This is a genomic window from Priestia megaterium, assembly GCF_023824195.1.
Taxonomy (GTDB): Bacteria; Bacillota; Bacilli; order Bacillales; family Bacillaceae_H; genus Priestia; species Priestia megaterium_D.
Genome location: NZ_CP085442.1, coordinates 3,748,732 through 3,764,721, shown reverse-complemented (window position 1 = coordinate 3,764,721; position 15,990 = coordinate 3,748,732). Strand labels below are relative to the sequence as shown.

The 15,990-nt window shown below is 40.2% G+C and carries 18 protein-coding genes; 13 read left to right on the top strand and 5 right to left on the bottom strand.

Annotated elements, in window-relative coordinates; genetic code table 11:
- Nucleotides 1–19: 19 nt before the first annotated feature.
- Together LIS78_RS19530 and pruA are read right to left on the bottom strand one after the other, a co-directional pair.
- On the bottom strand, nt 20–934 hold the full coding sequence (locus LIS78_RS19530) for a proline dehydrogenase family protein (protein WP_209150495.1): 915 nt from the start codon (nt 932–934) through the stop codon (nt 20–22).
- A gap of 73 nt (nt 935–1,007) precedes the next feature.
- The gene (pruA, locus tag LIS78_RS19525) at nt 1,008–2,576 is read right to left on the bottom strand and encodes an L-glutamate gamma-semialdehyde dehydrogenase (protein WP_209150494.1); all 1,569 of its coding nucleotides are present in this window, start codon (nt 2,574–2,576) and stop codon (nt 1,008–1,010) included.
- A 529-nt stretch (nt 2,577–3,105) separates the two neighbouring features.
- Between pruA and LIS78_RS19520 the strand changes: the two genes are divergently transcribed.
- The 4 genes from LIS78_RS19520 (at nt 3,106) to LIS78_RS19505 (ending at nt 6,545) form a co-directional block, all read left to right on the top strand.
- On the top strand, nt 3,106–4,500 hold the full coding sequence (locus LIS78_RS19520) for an amino acid permease (protein WP_013058507.1): 1,395 nt from the start codon (nt 3,106–3,108) through the stop codon (nt 4,498–4,500).
- Nucleotides 4,501–4,539: 39 nt separating this feature from the next.
- Nucleotides 4,540–5,928: an amino acid permease gene (locus LIS78_RS19515; RefSeq protein WP_042991972.1), complete on the top strand. Its 1,389-nt coding sequence runs from the start codon at nt 4,540–4,542 to the stop codon at nt 5,926–5,928.
- A 129-nt stretch (nt 5,929–6,057) separates the two neighbouring features.
- Nucleotides 6,058–6,204 carry a hypothetical protein gene (locus LIS78_RS19510; RefSeq protein ID WP_252284233.1) on the top strand — a complete coding sequence of 49 codons (147 nt, stop codon included), beginning with the start codon at nt 6,058–6,060 and terminating at the stop codon, nt 6,202–6,204.
- A gap of 227 nt (nt 6,205–6,431) precedes the next feature.
- Complete coding sequence (locus tag LIS78_RS19505) at nt 6,432–6,545, top strand: YjcZ family sporulation protein (RefSeq protein WP_013058504.1); 114 nt, start codon at nt 6,432–6,434, stop codon at nt 6,543–6,545.
- 40 nt (nt 6,546–6,585) lie between these two features.
- On the opposite strand, the gene LIS78_RS19500 is transcribed toward LIS78_RS19505, so the two are convergent.
- Nucleotides 6,586–7,260, bottom strand: coding sequence for a hypothetical protein (locus tag LIS78_RS19500; protein WP_252284232.1), 675 nt, complete (start codon nt 7,258–7,260; stop codon nt 6,586–6,588).
- A 481-nt stretch (nt 7,261–7,741) separates the two neighbouring features.
- On the opposite strand from LIS78_RS19500, the gene LIS78_RS19495 reads away from it, so the two are divergent.
- From LIS78_RS19495 to sigH, 3 genes are all read left to right on the top strand, one after another.
- On the top strand, nt 7,742–7,942 hold the full coding sequence (locus tag LIS78_RS19495) for a cold-shock protein (RefSeq protein ID WP_013058502.1): 201 nt from the start codon (nt 7,742–7,744) through the stop codon (nt 7,940–7,942).
- A 77-nt stretch (nt 7,943–8,019) separates the two neighbouring features.
- Nucleotides 8,020–8,175, top strand: coding sequence for a DUF3934 family protein (locus LIS78_RS19490; RefSeq protein ID WP_162837669.1), 156 nt, complete (start codon nt 8,020–8,022; stop codon nt 8,173–8,175).
- A 385-nt stretch (nt 8,176–8,560) separates the two neighbouring features.
- A complete protein-coding gene (gene sigH, locus LIS78_RS19485; RefSeq protein ID WP_013058500.1) occupies nt 8,561–9,211 on the top strand; it encodes an RNA polymerase sporulation sigma factor SigH in 651 nt (216 codons plus the stop codon).
- Nucleotides 9,212–9,232: 21 nt separating this feature from the next.
- Here the strand turns inward: sigH and LIS78_RS19480 are convergent, their stop codons facing one another.
- Entirely contained in the window at nt 9,233–9,661 is a 429-nt protein-coding gene (locus LIS78_RS19480) for a hypothetical protein (RefSeq protein WP_229754544.1), read from the bottom strand.
- 252 nt (nt 9,662–9,913) lie between these two features.
- On the opposite strand from LIS78_RS19480, the gene LIS78_RS19475 reads away from it, so the two are divergent.
- From LIS78_RS19475 to LIS78_RS19465, 3 genes are all read left to right on the top strand, one after another.
- Nucleotides 9,914–10,366 (top strand): MarR family winged helix-turn-helix transcriptional regulator, encoded by a 453-nt coding sequence (locus LIS78_RS19475; protein ID WP_252284231.1) that lies wholly within the window; start codon nt 9,914–9,916, stop codon nt 10,364–10,366.
- Nucleotides 10,335–11,534, top strand: a complete 1,200-nt coding sequence (locus LIS78_RS19470) for an MFS transporter (protein ID WP_195782217.1) — start codon at nt 10,335–10,337, stop codon at nt 11,532–11,534. The genes LIS78_RS19475 and LIS78_RS19470 overlap by 32 nt, the downstream gene beginning before the upstream one ends.
- A gap of 179 nt (nt 11,535–11,713) precedes the next feature.
- The gene (locus tag LIS78_RS19465) at nt 11,714–12,964 is read left to right on the top strand and encodes a C40 family peptidase (RefSeq protein ID WP_195782218.1); all 1,251 of its coding nucleotides are present in this window, start codon (nt 11,714–11,716) and stop codon (nt 12,962–12,964) included.
- 38 nt (nt 12,965–13,002) lie between these two features.
- On the opposite strand, the gene LIS78_RS19460 is transcribed toward LIS78_RS19465, so the two are convergent.
- Complete coding sequence (locus tag LIS78_RS19460) at nt 13,003–13,542, bottom strand: DUF2199 domain-containing protein (protein WP_252284230.1); 540 nt, start codon at nt 13,540–13,542, stop codon at nt 13,003–13,005.
- A gap of 150 nt (nt 13,543–13,692) precedes the next feature.
- Between LIS78_RS19460 and LIS78_RS19455 the strand changes: the two genes are divergently transcribed.
- From LIS78_RS19455 to LIS78_RS19445, 3 genes are all read left to right on the top strand, one after another.
- Nucleotides 13,693–14,358: a sigma-70 family RNA polymerase sigma factor gene (locus LIS78_RS19455; RefSeq protein WP_252284229.1), complete on the top strand. Its 666-nt coding sequence runs from the start codon at nt 13,693–13,695 to the stop codon at nt 14,356–14,358.
- Between the two features lie 29 nt (nt 14,359–14,387).
- Nucleotides 14,388–14,969, top strand: a complete 582-nt coding sequence (clpP, locus tag LIS78_RS19450; protein WP_195782221.1) for an ATP-dependent Clp endopeptidase proteolytic subunit ClpP — start codon at nt 14,388–14,390, stop codon at nt 14,967–14,969.
- Between the two features lie 144 nt (nt 14,970–15,113).
- Nucleotides 15,114–15,758, top strand: coding sequence for a Bax inhibitor-1/YccA family protein (locus LIS78_RS19445; RefSeq protein WP_013058492.1), 645 nt, complete (start codon nt 15,114–15,116; stop codon nt 15,756–15,758).
- Nucleotides 15,759–15,990: the final 232 nt, after the last annotated feature.

Below are 15,990 nucleotides of genomic sequence, written 5' to 3'. Positions count from 1 at the left end.
TACTTACTGAATAGATTGCTTATTTAGAAAAGAATCCTTTTAAAGCAAATGCGACGTTTTGCGGTCTTTCCGCTAAGCGGCGCATAAAGTAGCCAAACCAGTCGTTTCCAAATGGAACGTACACGCGCATTGTATAGCCTTCTTTTGCAAGGCTCAGCTGCATATCTGTTCGGAATCCGTACAGCATTTGAAATTCAAACTGCGTGCGCGGAATGTTGTTTTTGTGAGCGAACTCTTTTACTTTTGCAATAATATTGTGGTCGTGAGATGCAATAGCCGTGTATGTTCCGCTAAGCAAATGCTCTTCAATAATTCGCATATAGTTCTCATCAATTTGTGCTTTATCTTGAAATGCCACGGTTGGTGATTCTTGATACGCGCCTTTTACCAATCGAAGAGGAACGCCTTTTAACTCTTTTACGTCTTGTTCAGCGCGGAACAGGTAAGCTTGAATAACCGTTCCAACATTATCAAACGTCTCGCGAAGCTCTCGTAAAATATCTAGCGTCATTTGACAGTGGGCATAGTCTTCCATGTCAATTCGAACAAAGTTATCGTATTTTTTCGCCGTTTCAAGAATGCGGCGCATGTTCTCAACGCAAAAACTGCGGTCAATATCCAAACCAAGCTGCGTCATTTTTACAGATAAGTTGCACGTTACACCGGCTTGCCCCATAGCTTCCAGCGTTCTGACATTATATTGAGTTGCTTCGATAGCTTCTTCTCTGCTTGAAACAAATTCCCCTAAATGATCAAGCGTACAAACGAGTCCTTTTTCATTCAGTTCCCGTACTTTTTTGATCGCATGTTCAATCGTGTCGCCAGCTACCACTTGAGCTGCACCAAAGCGAAGACCCCATTTTTTCGCCGCTTTGTTTAGCGCTTTATTTTGGGAAGCGTGAAGAAACACATTTTTAGATACCTCTGCTAACATAAATATCTCCCCCTATAGAAAAAAATCCCTTGTTGTTTTAAGATAGAGCAGCCTAGGGCTGCTCTACTGAGTATTAAAGCGTTGTGCTTGTTGTTTTTGCTTGCAGGTGCAGAATCAAGTAATCAGGACCGCCAGCTTTTGAATCTGTACCTGACATATTAAATCCGCCAAACGGCTGGTACCCAACGATGGCACCTGTACAACCGCGGTTGAAGTAAAGGTTTCCGACGTGGAACTCTTCTTTTGCACGCTCGATGTGCTCAGGCGTATTTGAAAGAAGGGCACCTGTTAAGCCGTAGTCTGTATTATTAGCAATTTCCATCATATGATCGAAGTCGCGCGCTTTGCAGAATGCTACGACTGGGCCGAAGATTTCTTCTTGCATTAAACGTGCTTTTTCATCTACATCTGCAATGATCGTAGGCTGAATGAAGTAGCCTTTTGAATCATCTGCTTCTCCGCCCGTCATTAAACGGCCTTCTTCTTTACCGATTTCAATGTATTTTGTAATTTTGTTGAAAGAAGCCTGATCAATAACAGGTCCCATATAAGTGTTCACATCTTCAGGGCTGCCCATTGTTAATGTTTTTGTCAGCGCAACTGCTTTTTCAAGAACGATATCGTATACGTCTTGGTGAACAACCGCACGAGACCCTGCTGAACACTTTTGTCCAGAGAAGCCAAATGCTGAATACACAATAGAAGAAGCAGCTAAATCTAAATCAGCGTCTTTATCTACAACGACCGTGTCTTTACCGCCCATTTCAGCAATAACGCGTTTTAGCCAGATTTGACCAGGCTGTACTTTTGCCGCGCGTTCATAGATGCGGCAGCCTACTTCACGAGAACCTGTAAATGAAACAAAGCGCGTTTTTGGATGATCTACTAAATAGTCGCCAATTTCGCTTCCGCTTCCCGGTACGTAGTTCAGTACGCCGTCTGGAAGGCCGGCTTCTTTCATTACTTCTACAAATTTTGCTGCGATAACCGGTGTGTTGTTTGCCGGTTTTAATAGAACCGTATTTCCTGCTACGATTGCTGCTGCAGCTGTTCCAGCCATGATCGCTAACGGGAAGTTAAACGGTGAAATAATAACGCCGACACCAAGCGGAATGTAGTTAAATTTATTTTCTTCACCATCGCGGCTCTCAACAGGCGCGCCGTCTTTTAGCTGCACCATTTGGCGAGCGTAGTATTCAAGGAAGTCAATTGCTTCTGCTGTATCAGCATCTGCTTCTTTCCACGGTTTTCCTGCTTCTTTTACAAGGTAAGCTGAAAATTCATGCTTGCGGCGGCGAATAATGTCCGCTGCGCGGAAAAGAATATCTGCTCGTGCTTCCGGCGCTTCTTTTTTCCACGTATTAAAGGTAGAAAGTGCTGCTTGCATTGCTTTTTCAGCCAAGTCTTGATCTGCTTTTGACACGCGGCCGATAACTTCTGTTTTATTTGCCGGGTTAATGGACTGAATTTGATCTTCTGTTGTAATTAATTCTCCGCCAATTACCAGAGGATAGTCCTTTCCAAGCTCTGATTGTACAAGCTCTAATGCAGATTCAAACGCATCTTTGTTTTTTGCAACCGTAAAGTCCGTGAAAGGTTCGTGTTTGTATTGTTTGATTTCGTTGATATTCATTGTGTTCATTTTCATTACCCCTTTTTTAGAAAATTTGCAACATAATTAATATTCCAACACCCTATACCTGTATTATAATCACCTTATTCTAGTTTTGTACATAGTTTTTTAACAAAAATGTTCAAAAAATTTAAAAATAAACACTTTTGTTTAAAGTTCCAATGAATCTATGGTTTTTATAGTGATTTTGAACAAAACGAAAAGAAAGGGGGGCGGTAAAATATAAGAAAAGATGTTTTGAAGTAAAGAATTACGATAGGAGAAAGAGTTTATCGTTAGTAAATTAAAATGATCTTCCTTTCAAAAAACAATAGACAAAGTTGTTCAATATAAATTATCATATAATTCGAAAAGTAATTTTTGTCGAATGAAGCTATCTTTTTCGTCAAGTGAAGGCCTCATTTGAATGTACAGATAGAGGGAGGGTAGAAAAACACCAGTTATTTGTTCATGATATTGTAAGGGCTTACATATTTAACGCGCGATGCGAAGAACGTGTAATTCTTTAAATGACGGTTCCTATAAGGAGGATTTTAACATGAGTCATCAACCGCCTGAGTTAAAAAAAGAATTAAAAATTCGACACATAACCATGATTTCTTTAGGGGGAATCATTGGTGCCGGTTTGTTCATTGGAAGCGGATCACTCATTAACGCAGCGGGTCCTGGTTCCATTTTTTCGTACGCGTTTGCCGGTTTGCTGGTGATTTTAGTTATGCGAATGCTGGGGGAAATGTCTACGGCTAATCCTTCAAGCGGCTCGTTCGCCACATATGCCAGAGAAGCGCTTGGGCCGTGGGCCGGCTACACAATCGGCTGGCTGTACTGGTTTTTCTGGGTAATTGTTATTGCAGTTGAAGCGATTGCGGGTTCAACGATTATTCAATATTGGTTTCCGTCTTTACCGTCTTGGGGTGTGAGTCTGATCCTGACGTTTTTACTAACTTTAACGAACTTATACTCTGTTAAATCATTTGGTGAATTTGAATATTGGTTTTCGCTCATTAAAGTAGTTAGTTTAGTGCTGTTTTTACTTTTAGGAGGGGCGATCATCCTCGGTTTAATACCAGGAGTAGAGTCTCCGGGAGCGTCGAATCTTCTTCATAGAGGAGGATTTCTTCCAAATGGAATCAGCTCCGTCTTTTTAGGAGTGGCGATTGTAATGTTTTCTTTTATGGGGACAGAAATTGTCGCAACAGCCGCTGGAGAATCGGCTCAGCCTGAGCGAGCGATCACCATCGCAACAAATACCGTTATTTATCGTATTTTAATTTTTTATCTTGGGTCCATTTTAATCTTAGTAACTATCCTTCCGTGGGATTCTTCAAGCTTGATGAAAAGTCCGTTTGTTTCGATATTAGAGCTAGTAAACGTTCCGGCAGCGGCTCAAATCATGAACTTTATCGTACTGACTGCTGTTTTGTCTTGCTTAAATTCAGGTCTATACACGAGTTCTCGTATGCTGTACTCAATGGCGCAAAAAGGAGACGCGCCGCGCATGTTTTTGAAAGTGAATAAAAAAGGCATTCCGTTTAATGCCATTGTAGGATGTACCGTGATTTCTTACATCAGCGTTGGTTTTAACTATCTTTCACCTGATAAAATCTTTTTATTTTTAGTAAACGCATCGGGAGGCGTAGCGCTTCTTGTGTACCTTGTTATTGCTTTTTCACAGCTTCGCATGAGAAAGAAATACGAAAAAGAAAAGCCGGAAGCATTAAAAATCAGAATGTGGCTGTTTCCTTATTTAACGTATGGAACGATTGCGGCGATCACAAGTATCTTTATTGCGATGGCATTTATTGATTCACTTCGCACTCAGTTTTATCTCACGCTGCTGATTGCTGTATTTGTGGTATGTTCGTACTTCTTTATGAAAAAGAAAAAAGATGATAGTTCCCTATCAGGACAAGGGAATAAAAGAATTTCTTAATAGAAGAGAAAATCATCACGAGGGCTAGGAGGAAGTAAATTGGCAAACAAAGAGTTAAAAAGAGGGCTTGAATCTCGTCATATCCAAATGATTGCTCTTGGAGGAACGATTGGGGTAGGGTTATTCATGGGTTCAGCAAGCACCATTAAATGGACGGGGCCATCCGTCCTGCTTGCGTATGCTATTTGCGGCGTTTTTATTTTCTTTATTATGCGTGCAATGGGTGAGATGCTCTATTTAGAGCCAAGTACGGGTTCGTTTGCGACATTTGGTCATAAATATATTCATCCGTTAGCGGGTTATATCACGGCTTGGAGCAACTGGTTTCAATGGGTGATTGTCGGCATGGCAGAGATTATTGCGGTCGGAGCTTATATGCAGTACTGGTTCCCGCATTTACCGGCGTGGGTTCCGGGAATTGTCGCCATGGTCATTCTCGGTGGGGCCAATTTAATTTCGGTGAAATCGTTTGGAGAGTTTGAGTTTTGGTTTGCAATGATTAAAATTGTTACGATTGTTCTTATGATTATTGCCGGTCTTGGGCTTATTTTCTTCGGTCTTGGAAACGGCGGCGAAGCGCTTGGTCTGTCGAATTTGTGGGCAAACGGCGGTTTCTTTACAGGCGGATGGTCAGGCTTTTTCTTTGCCCTATCGCTTGTTATTGCTGCCTATCAAGGAGTAGAGCTTATTGGAATTACAGCAGGAGAAGCAAAAGATCCTAAAAAAACGTTAACAAGTGCGATTCAAAGCTTAATTTGGCGTATTTTAATTTTTTATATCGGCGCCATCTTTGTGATTGTAACGGTGTATCCGTGGAACGAGCTGGATTCGCTTGGCAGTCCGTTTGTTTCTACATTTGCTAAAGTAGGGATTACGGCAGCGGCGGGCATTATTAACTTTGTTGTCATCACAGCGGCAATGTCTGGGTGCAACAGCGGAATTTTCAGTGCAGGACGTATGCTTTACACGCTAGGTGTAAACGGTCAGGCTCCGGCCTTTTTTACAAAGGTTTCTCGAAACGGTGTGCCTATTTATAGTACCGTTGCGGTGATGATTGGCTTAGCTGCGGGCGTTGTCTTAAATTATATTGCACCGCCAAACGTTTTTGTGTACGTGTACAGTGCGAGCGTGCTTCCAGGTATGATTCCATGGTTTGTGATTCTCATCAGTCAAATTCGTTTTCGAAAAGCAAAAGGAGCGGCGATGGACCAACATCCATTTAAAATGCCTTTTGCTCCTGTGACGAACTACGTAACAATCGCGTTTTTATTTATGGTGCTTGTAGGCATGTGGTTTAATGATGAAACGCGCATATCGCTGATTGTCGGCATTATCTTTTTAGCTATTGTCGTGCTGAGCTACTACGTACTAGGTATCGGTAAGCGCACGGAAGTACGTTCTTCTGAAAGACGTAAGTTAGTAAAATAAATGATTTTGTAAGAGAGGCTGAAAAGCATTTTAGTTTAAGAGGAAGATCCGAACGATGAATGTAACTCGTTCGGATTTTTTTATTGGTATGGTGAACGTAGGTTTCATCTATGTAGCTGCTTCTAGCTGGTGATTGGAAGGCAAGGCGAGGACTCCTGCGGGAAAAGCGGAATAGGTGAGACCCCGCAGAAAGCGAAGTCTTGCACGGAAATCAACAGCGGTGTAACAAGCAGTCCAGATTATTTATCTCATTTGTTCGTCTTTAGCTGGGATTGATTTCGTTATGTCTTAATCTCTTTTGGACAGAGAAGAAGAAGCGAAGTCAGGGCTTTTCTTAGGCTGTTTTCTTCTTTTATTAATGAGGTGCATGGCAAGAAGGAAAAAGAAAAAAGAAAAAACCAGAGTCAAAACGGTGTGTTCAGGCATAAGATAATTCAACTCAAGCGAAATGCAAACGGCATTTTTCTTGAGGAAAGAGTAACTAAAGAAAAGGAAGTGTTCGTATGTCTGGAAACGCTGGATATGGTCATGGATCTGGTTTTGCTTTATTAGTTGTATTATTTATTTTATTAGTGATCATCGGCTGCAGCTGCTACGGCGGAGGCTTTGGCTGGTAATTCACTCATTTAAAAAGCCCTATAAGGGCTTTTTCTATGCTTATAAATAACGCTTTTTCTCTTTTTGATAAATGTTTACATGAAAACCGTTTACTTCACTCATAGGGATTTTAGAAGGAAAGTCTGCTACTTTGACAGATGAAGTGATTTCGACAGTTTGATACGTCTTTGGTTCCAACGTAACAGTATGAAGCCTAGGCTTATTCATCATAAGTAAAAAAGGGGTATCTTCTTTAAAATAGGAGCGCTCATCCAGTGCTACTTCAAACGTAACAGGTTTTGAGCTGTGATTTTCAAATGAAAGGTCACAGGTGCCCGTTAATACGGTTTCTTTTTTATTTCTCTCAAATGTACAAATGCTGTTTTCCGCATCGTAAGAAACGGCATACATACCTGGTAATACGGTCTTTTGCATCGCTTCAACCATATGACCAGGACCCGATATGACAATAAACGCAGCTAAAATCGTTAATTTTAAACGATGACGATTTAAACTTTTGTAAAGGGCAAAAAGACCAAGTGAAAGTATAATTCCCCACGCATTGCTAGCGTGTTGAATTCCCGTCATTGTTTCTTTATCTCCATAGATGGGAAGACCTAAAAAAGGAAAGACAGAATGACTGAGCGGCGTTGAGTTAGGGAAAGGGATGTTTAAAATAAAAACAGCTAGTAAAAAGGTGAGTCCTTTTATCAAAAGTGATCGTTCACGAATCATGTTGTTCCTTCTTAGCTATAAATCACGTATCATTATATACTATTATTATCTTATTTTGTAATTAATGGTTATTTTATTGCGTGGGAGGAAAGAGAGTAGAAAATAAATTGATAAAAAATGTGCATGTCCATTTATAAGTGGCATAGTTCTTAGAAAGCAGGATATGAAATATTTATTTTTGTGGAGATGATACATATTGCTGAATGAAAAAACCTTATGCCGCATCACAATCCAGAAATATTGGTAGCCTCAAGGCTGCCCCGTAGGCTTTTAGCAGATGTATAATTAATATAAAACCTGTCTTAGAACAGAAACTTGCTATTTCTAAATTGATATGTTACACTAAGGTTAATTATTTTTGTTCGGTATGAAATTGAAAGAAGAGAAATATTCTTCAATAGAAATTTTTATCTGGAAATAGTACGATTGAGCAAGGGTAGTAATATATGCGTGGAGTAATTCCACCACTGGAGGAAATAGTATGACTGAAGGTACAGTAAAATGGTTTAATGCAGAAAAAGGTTTCGGTTTCATCGAAATTGAAGGCGGAGAAGATGTATTCGTACATTTCAGCGCAATTCAAGGCGACGGATTCAAATCTTTAGATGAAGGTCAAAAAGTGACTTTCGACATCGAGCAAGGTCAACGCGGTGCACAAGCTGCTAACGTTGTAAAAGCATAATTTTATGCAATCCAAAAAAGACTCCGACTTTGGACGGGGTCTTTTTTTATTGTAGCAAACACGCAGGTAACGGAGGAATACGTATGAGTAAAGCAAAAGGTAAAGGCGGCACGGGGCGAGGCACCGGAAAAAAAGGGTGGAACCGCTGGCAGGCGAGTGCAAAAAAGAAGAAAAATGCAAAGCCTTATAAAAGCAAGGGAACAAAAAATGCTGATAAGCCGGAAGGCAACTAATCCTATATGCGCAGTATCATCTGCAACTTCGACTTACTCTGCTTGAGTAAGTTTATTTCATATGGAAGTGTTTTTTTATTGCTTTTTTTACAGATTGCTGTCACTATATGAAATAATAAAGTGATTTGTGTGAATTTTCTATAAAAATTGATTTTTTTTGCAAACACTTTCATATTTCGACAACCTTTTTGATTTTTATCGGTTATACTCTTTTATAATAGATTATAGAAAGATGCAGGGGAGCATAAAGTGAGAGAGGAAAGCGACAGTTTACTCTGTACGCTTTTTACGTTTCTGGACCGTATTGCAGTAGCGTCGTAACAAGTAGATCATGCATCAGTTTAGAACACATCAAAACTCAACTAAGTGTAACGGGGGGATATGAGTGAGCGTAGGCATCGTAATTGAAAAAGTTCAAAATTATGCTATGTTAGAAGATCATGTTTTGGTTGAAATGGTTCATAGTGGAGACGAAAAATCATTAGAGTATTTAATCAACAAGTATCAAAATCTTGTAAGGGGAAAAGCAAGAAAATACTTTTTGATTGGTGCTGAAAAAGAAGATATCGTCCAAGAAGGAATGATTGGACTATACAAAGCAATTCGCGACTTTAACGAAGACAAGCTAACATCTTTTAAAGGGTTTGCGGAGTTATGTATCACAAGACAAATCATTACGGCGATTAAAACGGCTACTCGTCAAAAGCACGGTCCGTTAAATTCGTACATTTCATTGGACAAGCCTCTGTATGATGAAGAATCAAACTATACGCTGATGGATATGATTCCTGGCGATCAAATTGCTAACCCGGAAGCGGTGCTGATTCATCAAGAAAAAGTGGAAGACCGCGAGTTAAAAATTGCGGAAACACTTAGTGAATTGGAAAGAAAAGCATTGACGCTGTATATGGACGGCCATTCATACGCTGAAATTTCGAAAGAATTAAATACGCACGTCAAGTCAATTGACAACGCGCTGCAGCGTATCAAAAGAAAGTTAGGTCGAGACGTAGAAAGCAGACAAGCTATTTCATAATAGGTAAAAAACAGCCGGACCTTAAAGGGGTTTCGGCTCTTTTTCACGGTCTTTTAAAATGTCTTGAATAATTTCAATATGAACAGAAGCCCACGATTGTTCACGGAAATGAAGAAACACGCTTGGAATGAGAATAAAAACATACAGCAGCACAAAAATAATCCAAAGCCAGCTCCCGTCTTTAAATAAAAATTGCTGCAGTCGCTGCGAAAATAAAAAAAAGAGCCAAGGCAAGGCAGAAACAAGGATGGGAATGACGCCGGAGCCGTTTTTTTCTTTAGTCATTCGGTAATACACTTTTCGCAAAATAGCGCTGTCGAGCGTAAGGTAAAGCTGCCGAATTTCTTCCATTTCCGCTAATTCATCAATTTCTTCTGCGTTTTGGTTTTGATGAGCCGCTTTTTTCAGTTTAAGGTAGACTTTATGAGCATCGCCGCGCAGTGAAAACATATACCAGCCTCCCGCATATTGTTTCGTCTTCTTTAACAGAGTTTGCAGGTGCATGTAAATATATACAAAAAGTTTCGTGATACGAAAGAATAAGAAAACAGAAGTGAAAGCGTAAATCATTAGTCGAAAATGAGAGAAAACAGCTGTTTTTCGCTCTCTTTGGCTACCTTTACACATTAAGTAGTAGCACATATACTAATAAAAGAACAATTAGTTACCTAGGTAAATAAAATGAAAGGTGAGGTGGGAAAAGTGAATAACTTGGTGTTTCATGAGCTTCATCAAAAGTCGAGATTGTCTATTAAAGAAGTAAATGAAGTGTTAAAAGTGTACGGGCTATACAGTTCACAGTATTCAATTTTATTTTGTTTAAAGCGATTCGGTTCGATGACGCAAACTGAGATTTGGCAGTATTTAAATGTCGAAGCGCCAACGGTTACCCGCACGTTAACAAGGCTTGAAAAAAGCGGATGGATCGTTCGAAAAGCAGGCAGTGATAAACGAGAGCGCATCGTTTATTTATCTCCTCAAGCGAAGAAAAAGCTTCCGGAAATTCAGCAAGAAATTCAACGTTTGGAAGAAAATTTGCTGATTGCTTTATCCGACAACGAACAAGATCAGCTTATTTCATTATTAAAGAAAATTTGTAAATCTACAGAAAAGGGTGAAATGAATGACGAACCAGCAGGAGCCAATCTGGACTAAAAGCTTTATCAGCATTGCAATTACCAACTTTTTTATTTTTGTCGTGTTTTATGCACTGTTGACGCTGCTGCCGATTTATGTATTAGACGCCTTAGACGGCACGAGTACGCAGGCAGGGCTTGTTGTTACAATCTTTTTATTATCAGCGATTATTGTGAGACCATTTTCAGGAAAAGTCATTGAAAACATTGGAAAGAAAAAAACGCTTGTATTTAGTACCCTCATTTTTGCGCTTTCTTCCTTCTTATATATGTTCATCCACCATTTTAACGTGCTGTTATTACTGCGCTTCTTTCAAGGAATTTCATTCAGCTTAGCGACAACCGTCACCGGAGCGATTGCGGCGGATTTAGTTCCCGCTAAACGACGAGGAGAAGGACTTGGCTACTTTGGAATGTCGATGAACTTAGCCGTTGTTGCAGGGCCGTTTTTAGCATTAACGCTTCATCAATACATGGCATACAACATTATTTTCCTTGTATTTGGCGTGATTATGCTCGTTGGCTGGCTGTGCGGAATGATGGTCAAAAATCTTCAAGAAAACGCTGCTCCGTCAGTAAAGAAATCATTTTCACTGAGCGATTTGTTTGAAAAGAAATCCATGCCGATTTCATCTGTAGGTATTCTCGTTTCTTTTTCGTATGCAAGTATTATTTCTTTTATTTCTGTGTATGCACAGTCGCTTGGATTGATTAAAACAGCAAGCTTTTTCTTTGTCGTGTTCGCAGCTGCAATGCTGATTTCACGACCGTTTACAGGAAGATTATTTGATAAATCTGGCCCAAACATTGTGATTATTCCATCATGTATTGTCTTTGCGATTGGTCTATTTAGCTTAAGCCTTACACATTCTTCTTGGATGCTGCTGTTTTCAGGTGCGTTAGTAGGTCTAGGCTACGGAACGCTGCTTCCTAGCTTCCAAACGCTTGCGATTCAAGCGGCGCCTGCTCACCGAAGCGCATATGCAACTGCCACATTCTTTACGTTTTATGATAGCGGTATTGCGGTTGGTTCATTTGTATTAGGAATTGCAGCAGGTGCTTTAGGGTATTCAAAACTGTACTTTGCGCTTGGGATTTTTGTTCTCTTGATTACACTTTACTATAAGTGGATTGCAAATTTACGTCAAAAACAAAAAGCAGCGAATATCCAGGTAGGCATGAAATAAAAAAGCTCGGCGTAATATGCGCCGAGTTTTTTTATGGATTTTTTACAGGACTTTGGAAGGGAAGCATATTTAAGTCAAAAGGTACTAGCCAATTCCTATCCATCTGCACCATACTTTAACAGGAGAACCATTTACATATAAAACTTCTTGGATGAAATAAAAAACAAAGGAGAACAAACATGAAAGTAATGAAACCTCTTATGGTCACAGCGTTAGGACTTAGTCTTGCCACTTTTTATGAAGGCGCTTTTCCTGCAGAAAAAGCTGTGCAAGTACAGGCTGCCACAGATGAAAACGTGATTGCTGACAAAGCAAAAACGTATGAAGGAGCGGATTATACGTCTGGAGGAGAGACGCTAAGCGAAGGGTTTGACAGCTCTGGCTTCGTTCAATATGTGTTTAAGCAAGCGCTCGATACAACGCTTCCTCGTTCCGTGAAAGAACAGTCAGAGCTTGGAACAGACGTCGATAAAAACGAGCTGCAAGCAGGCGATGTATTGTTTTTTGACACCAATGAAAACGGTGAAGTGAACGTAGCCGCTATTTATATCGGAGACGATGAGATGATTTATGCATCTTCTTCAGACGGAAAAGTCGTTGTGAAAAACATTTCAAGCAGCGCGTATTGGTCATCACATTTCGCCAAAGCAAAGCGCATTACAGAAGCACCGGAAATTGCAAAAGATAATGAAGTGATTGCAGAAGCATTAAAACATCTTGGTACACCATATGTATTTGGAGGCGAGTCGCCAACGGACGGTTTTGACTGTTCCGCATTTGTTGCGTATGTATTTCAACACGCATCGGACGTCTATCTTCCGAGATCAACCGATCAGCAGTGGCAAGTTGGAGAAGAAGTTGCTCGCGCAGATTTAAAGCCAGGAGACGTTATCTTTTTTAAAGACACGTATCGTGAAGGGATTTCACACGTCGGCATCTATGCAGGCGGTAATCAGTTTATTCATGCCAAGCGCAGCGAAAATGTGACGGTGGATTACCTGACAAGCAGCTACTGGACATCTAAGTACGCAGGAGCAAGGCGCTACGATGACTTAGCGCTGTCAAAAGACAATCCATTTGTGACGGAATCTCTTAAATATGTAGGAGAAGTACCTTACGCACAAGGGGGGACAAGTCCTTCTGCAGGCTTTGATACGGCTGGTTTTGTTCAATACATTTACAAAGAAGCAGCTGGAAAAGACATTCCGCGCTATGCGAGTCAGCAGTGGGAAGCAGGAGAAACCATTTCACAATCTGACTTGAAGCCGGGAGATCTCGTCTTTTTTGAAGGAAGTTCGCTTATTCCATCTATCTATATTGGAAATGATTACGTCGTTCACGTATCTACATCCCAAGGCGTGAAAATTACAAACTATAAAGTAGACAGCTACTGGGCGCCTAAATACTACGGAGCAAAGCGCATGCCATAAAGGTAAAAAACAAGACAGTCTGGGGCTGTCTTGTTTTTTTAATACGAAGTCAATTGTTTTTGTATGTATTTGATTCGCTCTAGAGTTATCCCTTCCCGCTGCTCGACGGCTAAAGGGTGATCGGTCGGCTCTAATTCAATGAGCGGCCGTGTTCCAACAGATCTTGTATGCACTTTTGTTTTTAAATTTAACGTTTCCGGATAGCCTGGAATTGAAACTGAAAACCAGCCGAAATAAGGCGGTTCATTTTCTCTTTTGTCACTTTCCCATAAATCTATCATTCGGCGGAAATTTTCTTCACTTAAAGAAACCCAGACGTTCCAAATGAAAGGATTTTCTTCATTGAGAACAGGAATTTCAACACAGCCTCTAATGAAAAAATGTTCTTGATTCATGATACAAATCTCTGAATATAGTTCAAAGTCGTTTTGTCTTTCGTCGTCTGACGCGTCATAATAGTAAAAAGGAGCTTCACTTGTATAGCTCATAGGCAAAGCAGGCTGAGGGTATTCACAGGTTAAGTCTTTATAGTGAAGTTTGTTCGTTTTCTTCTTGCCATATAATCGTCTTCTTCGCATATTATTTTAGACTCCTCAGATAAAAGTATCTTCATTAATACAAAAAAATGGCTGCTTAAGCGTATAATGTGTAAAAAAATTTGATCCCCCGTATCTTTTGAACTTCCTTTAATCGTTTATTAAATAGAGAGTGCAAAAGGAGTGAAAATCATGTCACGTTCAAAAAAAATCGAAATACAAACAGAAAGCTTTGACGATGCCTGCTGGAACGAGCATTACCCAAAATTGCAGCAGTACTGCCGCTTTTTAGCGCAGAATGTGTGGGATGGAGACGATATTGCCCAAGAAACGTTTTTAAAGGCTCAGCGATATAAAGGTGAAGAGCAAAGACTGTCTTCCGCGCTGTTAAACAAAATAGCGTATCACCACTGGATCGACCTGCTGCGAAAAAGAAAGCGTGAAGGAATAGTCGAAGAAAAAGCTTTGGAACAACAAGCTGAAAAGCATACGTTTGATAGTAAGGGACACTCGGTCGAGCTGCTGCTTAGTCAATTTACGCCGAAGCAAGCGGTTATCTTTTTCTTAAAAGAAGGATTCCGCTATCAGCTGAAAGAAATCGCTTCGATTTTACAAACGTCAGAAACAGCGGTAAAAAGCAATTTGCATCGTGCCAAGCAGCGGTTAGAAAAAGGGAGTGAACCGTTTTCCACAGATTCTTTTTGGGATGAAAAAGAACGAAAAGAGCTGTCAGAGCTTTTTTATAAGACGCTAGAAGTGCAGGATCCAGCACTTTTGATTCATGCTCTACCTTCCTTAAAAAGCATCATCCAAAAACCGGCGTATACTCCGACGTGCACTCTCTGCATGGCTGCATAGCCATATTACGTGTGATAAGGAGGATATCTATGAGCACCATTCCATATGTGATTGAACAAAGTAACCGCGGTGAACGTTCGTATGATATTTATTCGAGGCTGTTAAAAGACCGAATTATTTTAATTGGTGATGAAATCAATGATCATATTGCCAACAGCGTGGTTGCGCAGCTGCTGTTTCTTGCGGCAGATGATCCTAAAAAAGATATTTCACTTTACATTAACAGCCCCGGAGGTTCGACTTCAGCAGGGTTTGCGATTTATGATACAATGCAGTACATCGAGCCGGACGTTCAAACGATTTGCACGGGCATGGCCGCTTCTTTTGGCGCACTGCTTCTGTTAGCAGGAACAAAAGGAAAGCGCTATGCACTGCCGAATAGCGAAATTATGATTCATCAGCCGCTAGGAGGGGCTAGAGGGCAAGCGACTGAAATTGAAATTAGCGCTCGCCGAATTTTAAAGCTCAAGCAGCATATTAATGAAATCATATCAACACGAACGGGACAGCCGGTTGAAAAAGTGGCAAACGATACGGAACGAGATTATTTTATGAGTGCTGAAGAGGCAAAGGAGTACGGAATTATTGACGGTATTCTTTTGCCGAAATAAAGGTATGACAATTAAGCATAGACGGCAGCGTCTATGCTTGCTTTCTATAGAAATAAGAAAAAAGACCTTAGTATTATCTTTATTTTTCTTAAAAAGGTAGGTATTATATAAAATATAACAGATTTTAGAAAGAAGGTTTTACACATGCAAGAAGTGATTGGAGTAGAGCAGCGGTCTCTGTTTCAAAAAGTATTAGTAACATTTATTTTTTCGTTATTTATTTCAACAGTTGGCTTATACGTAGGTCAATATGTGCCGCCGGCTTATTTTATTCCGTTAGCGATTGCTGAACTTGTGATGCTGGTTGCGGCATTTATGTTAAGAAAGAAAAAAAGCGTAGGATACGGTTTTACATATGCGTTTTCATTTATATCAGGCATCACGCTCTTTCCAATTGTTAGCCACTATGCGTCAGTAGCGGGAGCGCAGGTCGTTCTTTATGCGTTTGGAAGCACGTTCGTTATTTTTACGGTGATGGGTGTAATTGGCGCAAAAACGAAAAAAGATTTAGGGTTTTTAGGCAGCTTTTTATTAGTAGCGCTGTTAGCACTGGTCTGTATCAGCATTTTCTCGCTGTTTAGTCCATTAACAACGCCTGGACTCATGGCATTCTCAGTGATTGGTACCATCGTTTTCTCACTTTATGTGCTGTATGATTTTAATAAAATGAAGCACGGTGAAATCACAGAAGAGCTTGTTCCGATTTTGGCACTGTCTTTGTATTTAGATTTTATTAATCTATTCATCAACTTGCTTCGCTTTTTCGGTATTTTAGGAAGCGATGATTAATACGAAAGAAGCTGGGACAAAAGTATTTTAGTTGAAGGAAGATCCGAACGGTGAAGATTCTTGATGGAGAATCAACTTCGTTCGGATTTTTTTATTGGTGGGGTGAACGTAGGTTTCATCTATTTCGTTGCTTCTAGCGGTATACCAAGCGATCCTCCATACTCGATCATTTATCCCATTTGTTCGTCTTTAGATTGGATTAATGTAGTTATGCCTCAGTCTCTTTTTTGTT

Coding starts and splice junctions, on each gene's coding strand:
- LIS78_RS19530 (WP_209150495.1), bottom strand. CDS start 934: ATGTTAGCAGAGGTATCTAAAAATGTGTTTCTTCACGCTTCCCAAAAT.
- pruA (WP_209150494.1), bottom strand. CDS start 2,576: ATGAACACAATGAATATCAACGAAATCAAACAATACAAACACGAACCT.
- LIS78_RS19520 (WP_013058507.1), top strand. CDS start 3,106: ATGAGTCATCAACCGCCTGAGTTAAAAAAAGAATTAAAAATTCGACAC.
- LIS78_RS19505 (WP_013058504.1), top strand. CDS start 6,432: ATGTCTGGAAACGCTGGATATGGTCATGGATCTGGTTTTGCTTTATTA.
- LIS78_RS19500 (WP_252284232.1), bottom strand. CDS start 7,260: ATGATTCGTGAACGATCACTTTTGATAAAAGGACTCACCTTTTTACTA.
- LIS78_RS19495 (WP_013058502.1), top strand. CDS start 7,742: ATGACTGAAGGTACAGTAAAATGGTTTAATGCAGAAAAAGGTTTCGGT.
- LIS78_RS19480 (WP_229754544.1), bottom strand. CDS start 9,661: ATGTTTTCACTGCGCGGCGATGCTCATAAAGTCTACCTTAAACTGAAA.
- LIS78_RS19470 (WP_195782217.1), top strand. CDS start 10,335: ATGACGAACCAGCAGGAGCCAATCTGGACTAAAAGCTTTATCAGCATT.
- LIS78_RS19465 (WP_195782218.1), top strand. CDS start 11,714: ATGAAAGTAATGAAACCTCTTATGGTCACAGCGTTAGGACTTAGTCTT.
- LIS78_RS19460 (WP_252284230.1), bottom strand. CDS start 13,542: ATGCGAAGAAGACGATTATATGGCAAGAAGAAAACGAACAAACTTCAC.
- LIS78_RS19455 (WP_252284229.1), top strand. CDS start 13,693: ATGTCACGTTCAAAAAAAATCGAAATACAAACAGAAAGCTTTGACGAT.
- clpP (WP_195782221.1), top strand. CDS start 14,388: ATGAGCACCATTCCATATGTGATTGAACAAAGTAACCGCGGTGAACGT.
- LIS78_RS19445 (WP_013058492.1), top strand. CDS start 15,114: ATGCAAGAAGTGATTGGAGTAGAGCAGCGGTCTCTGTTTCAAAAAGTA.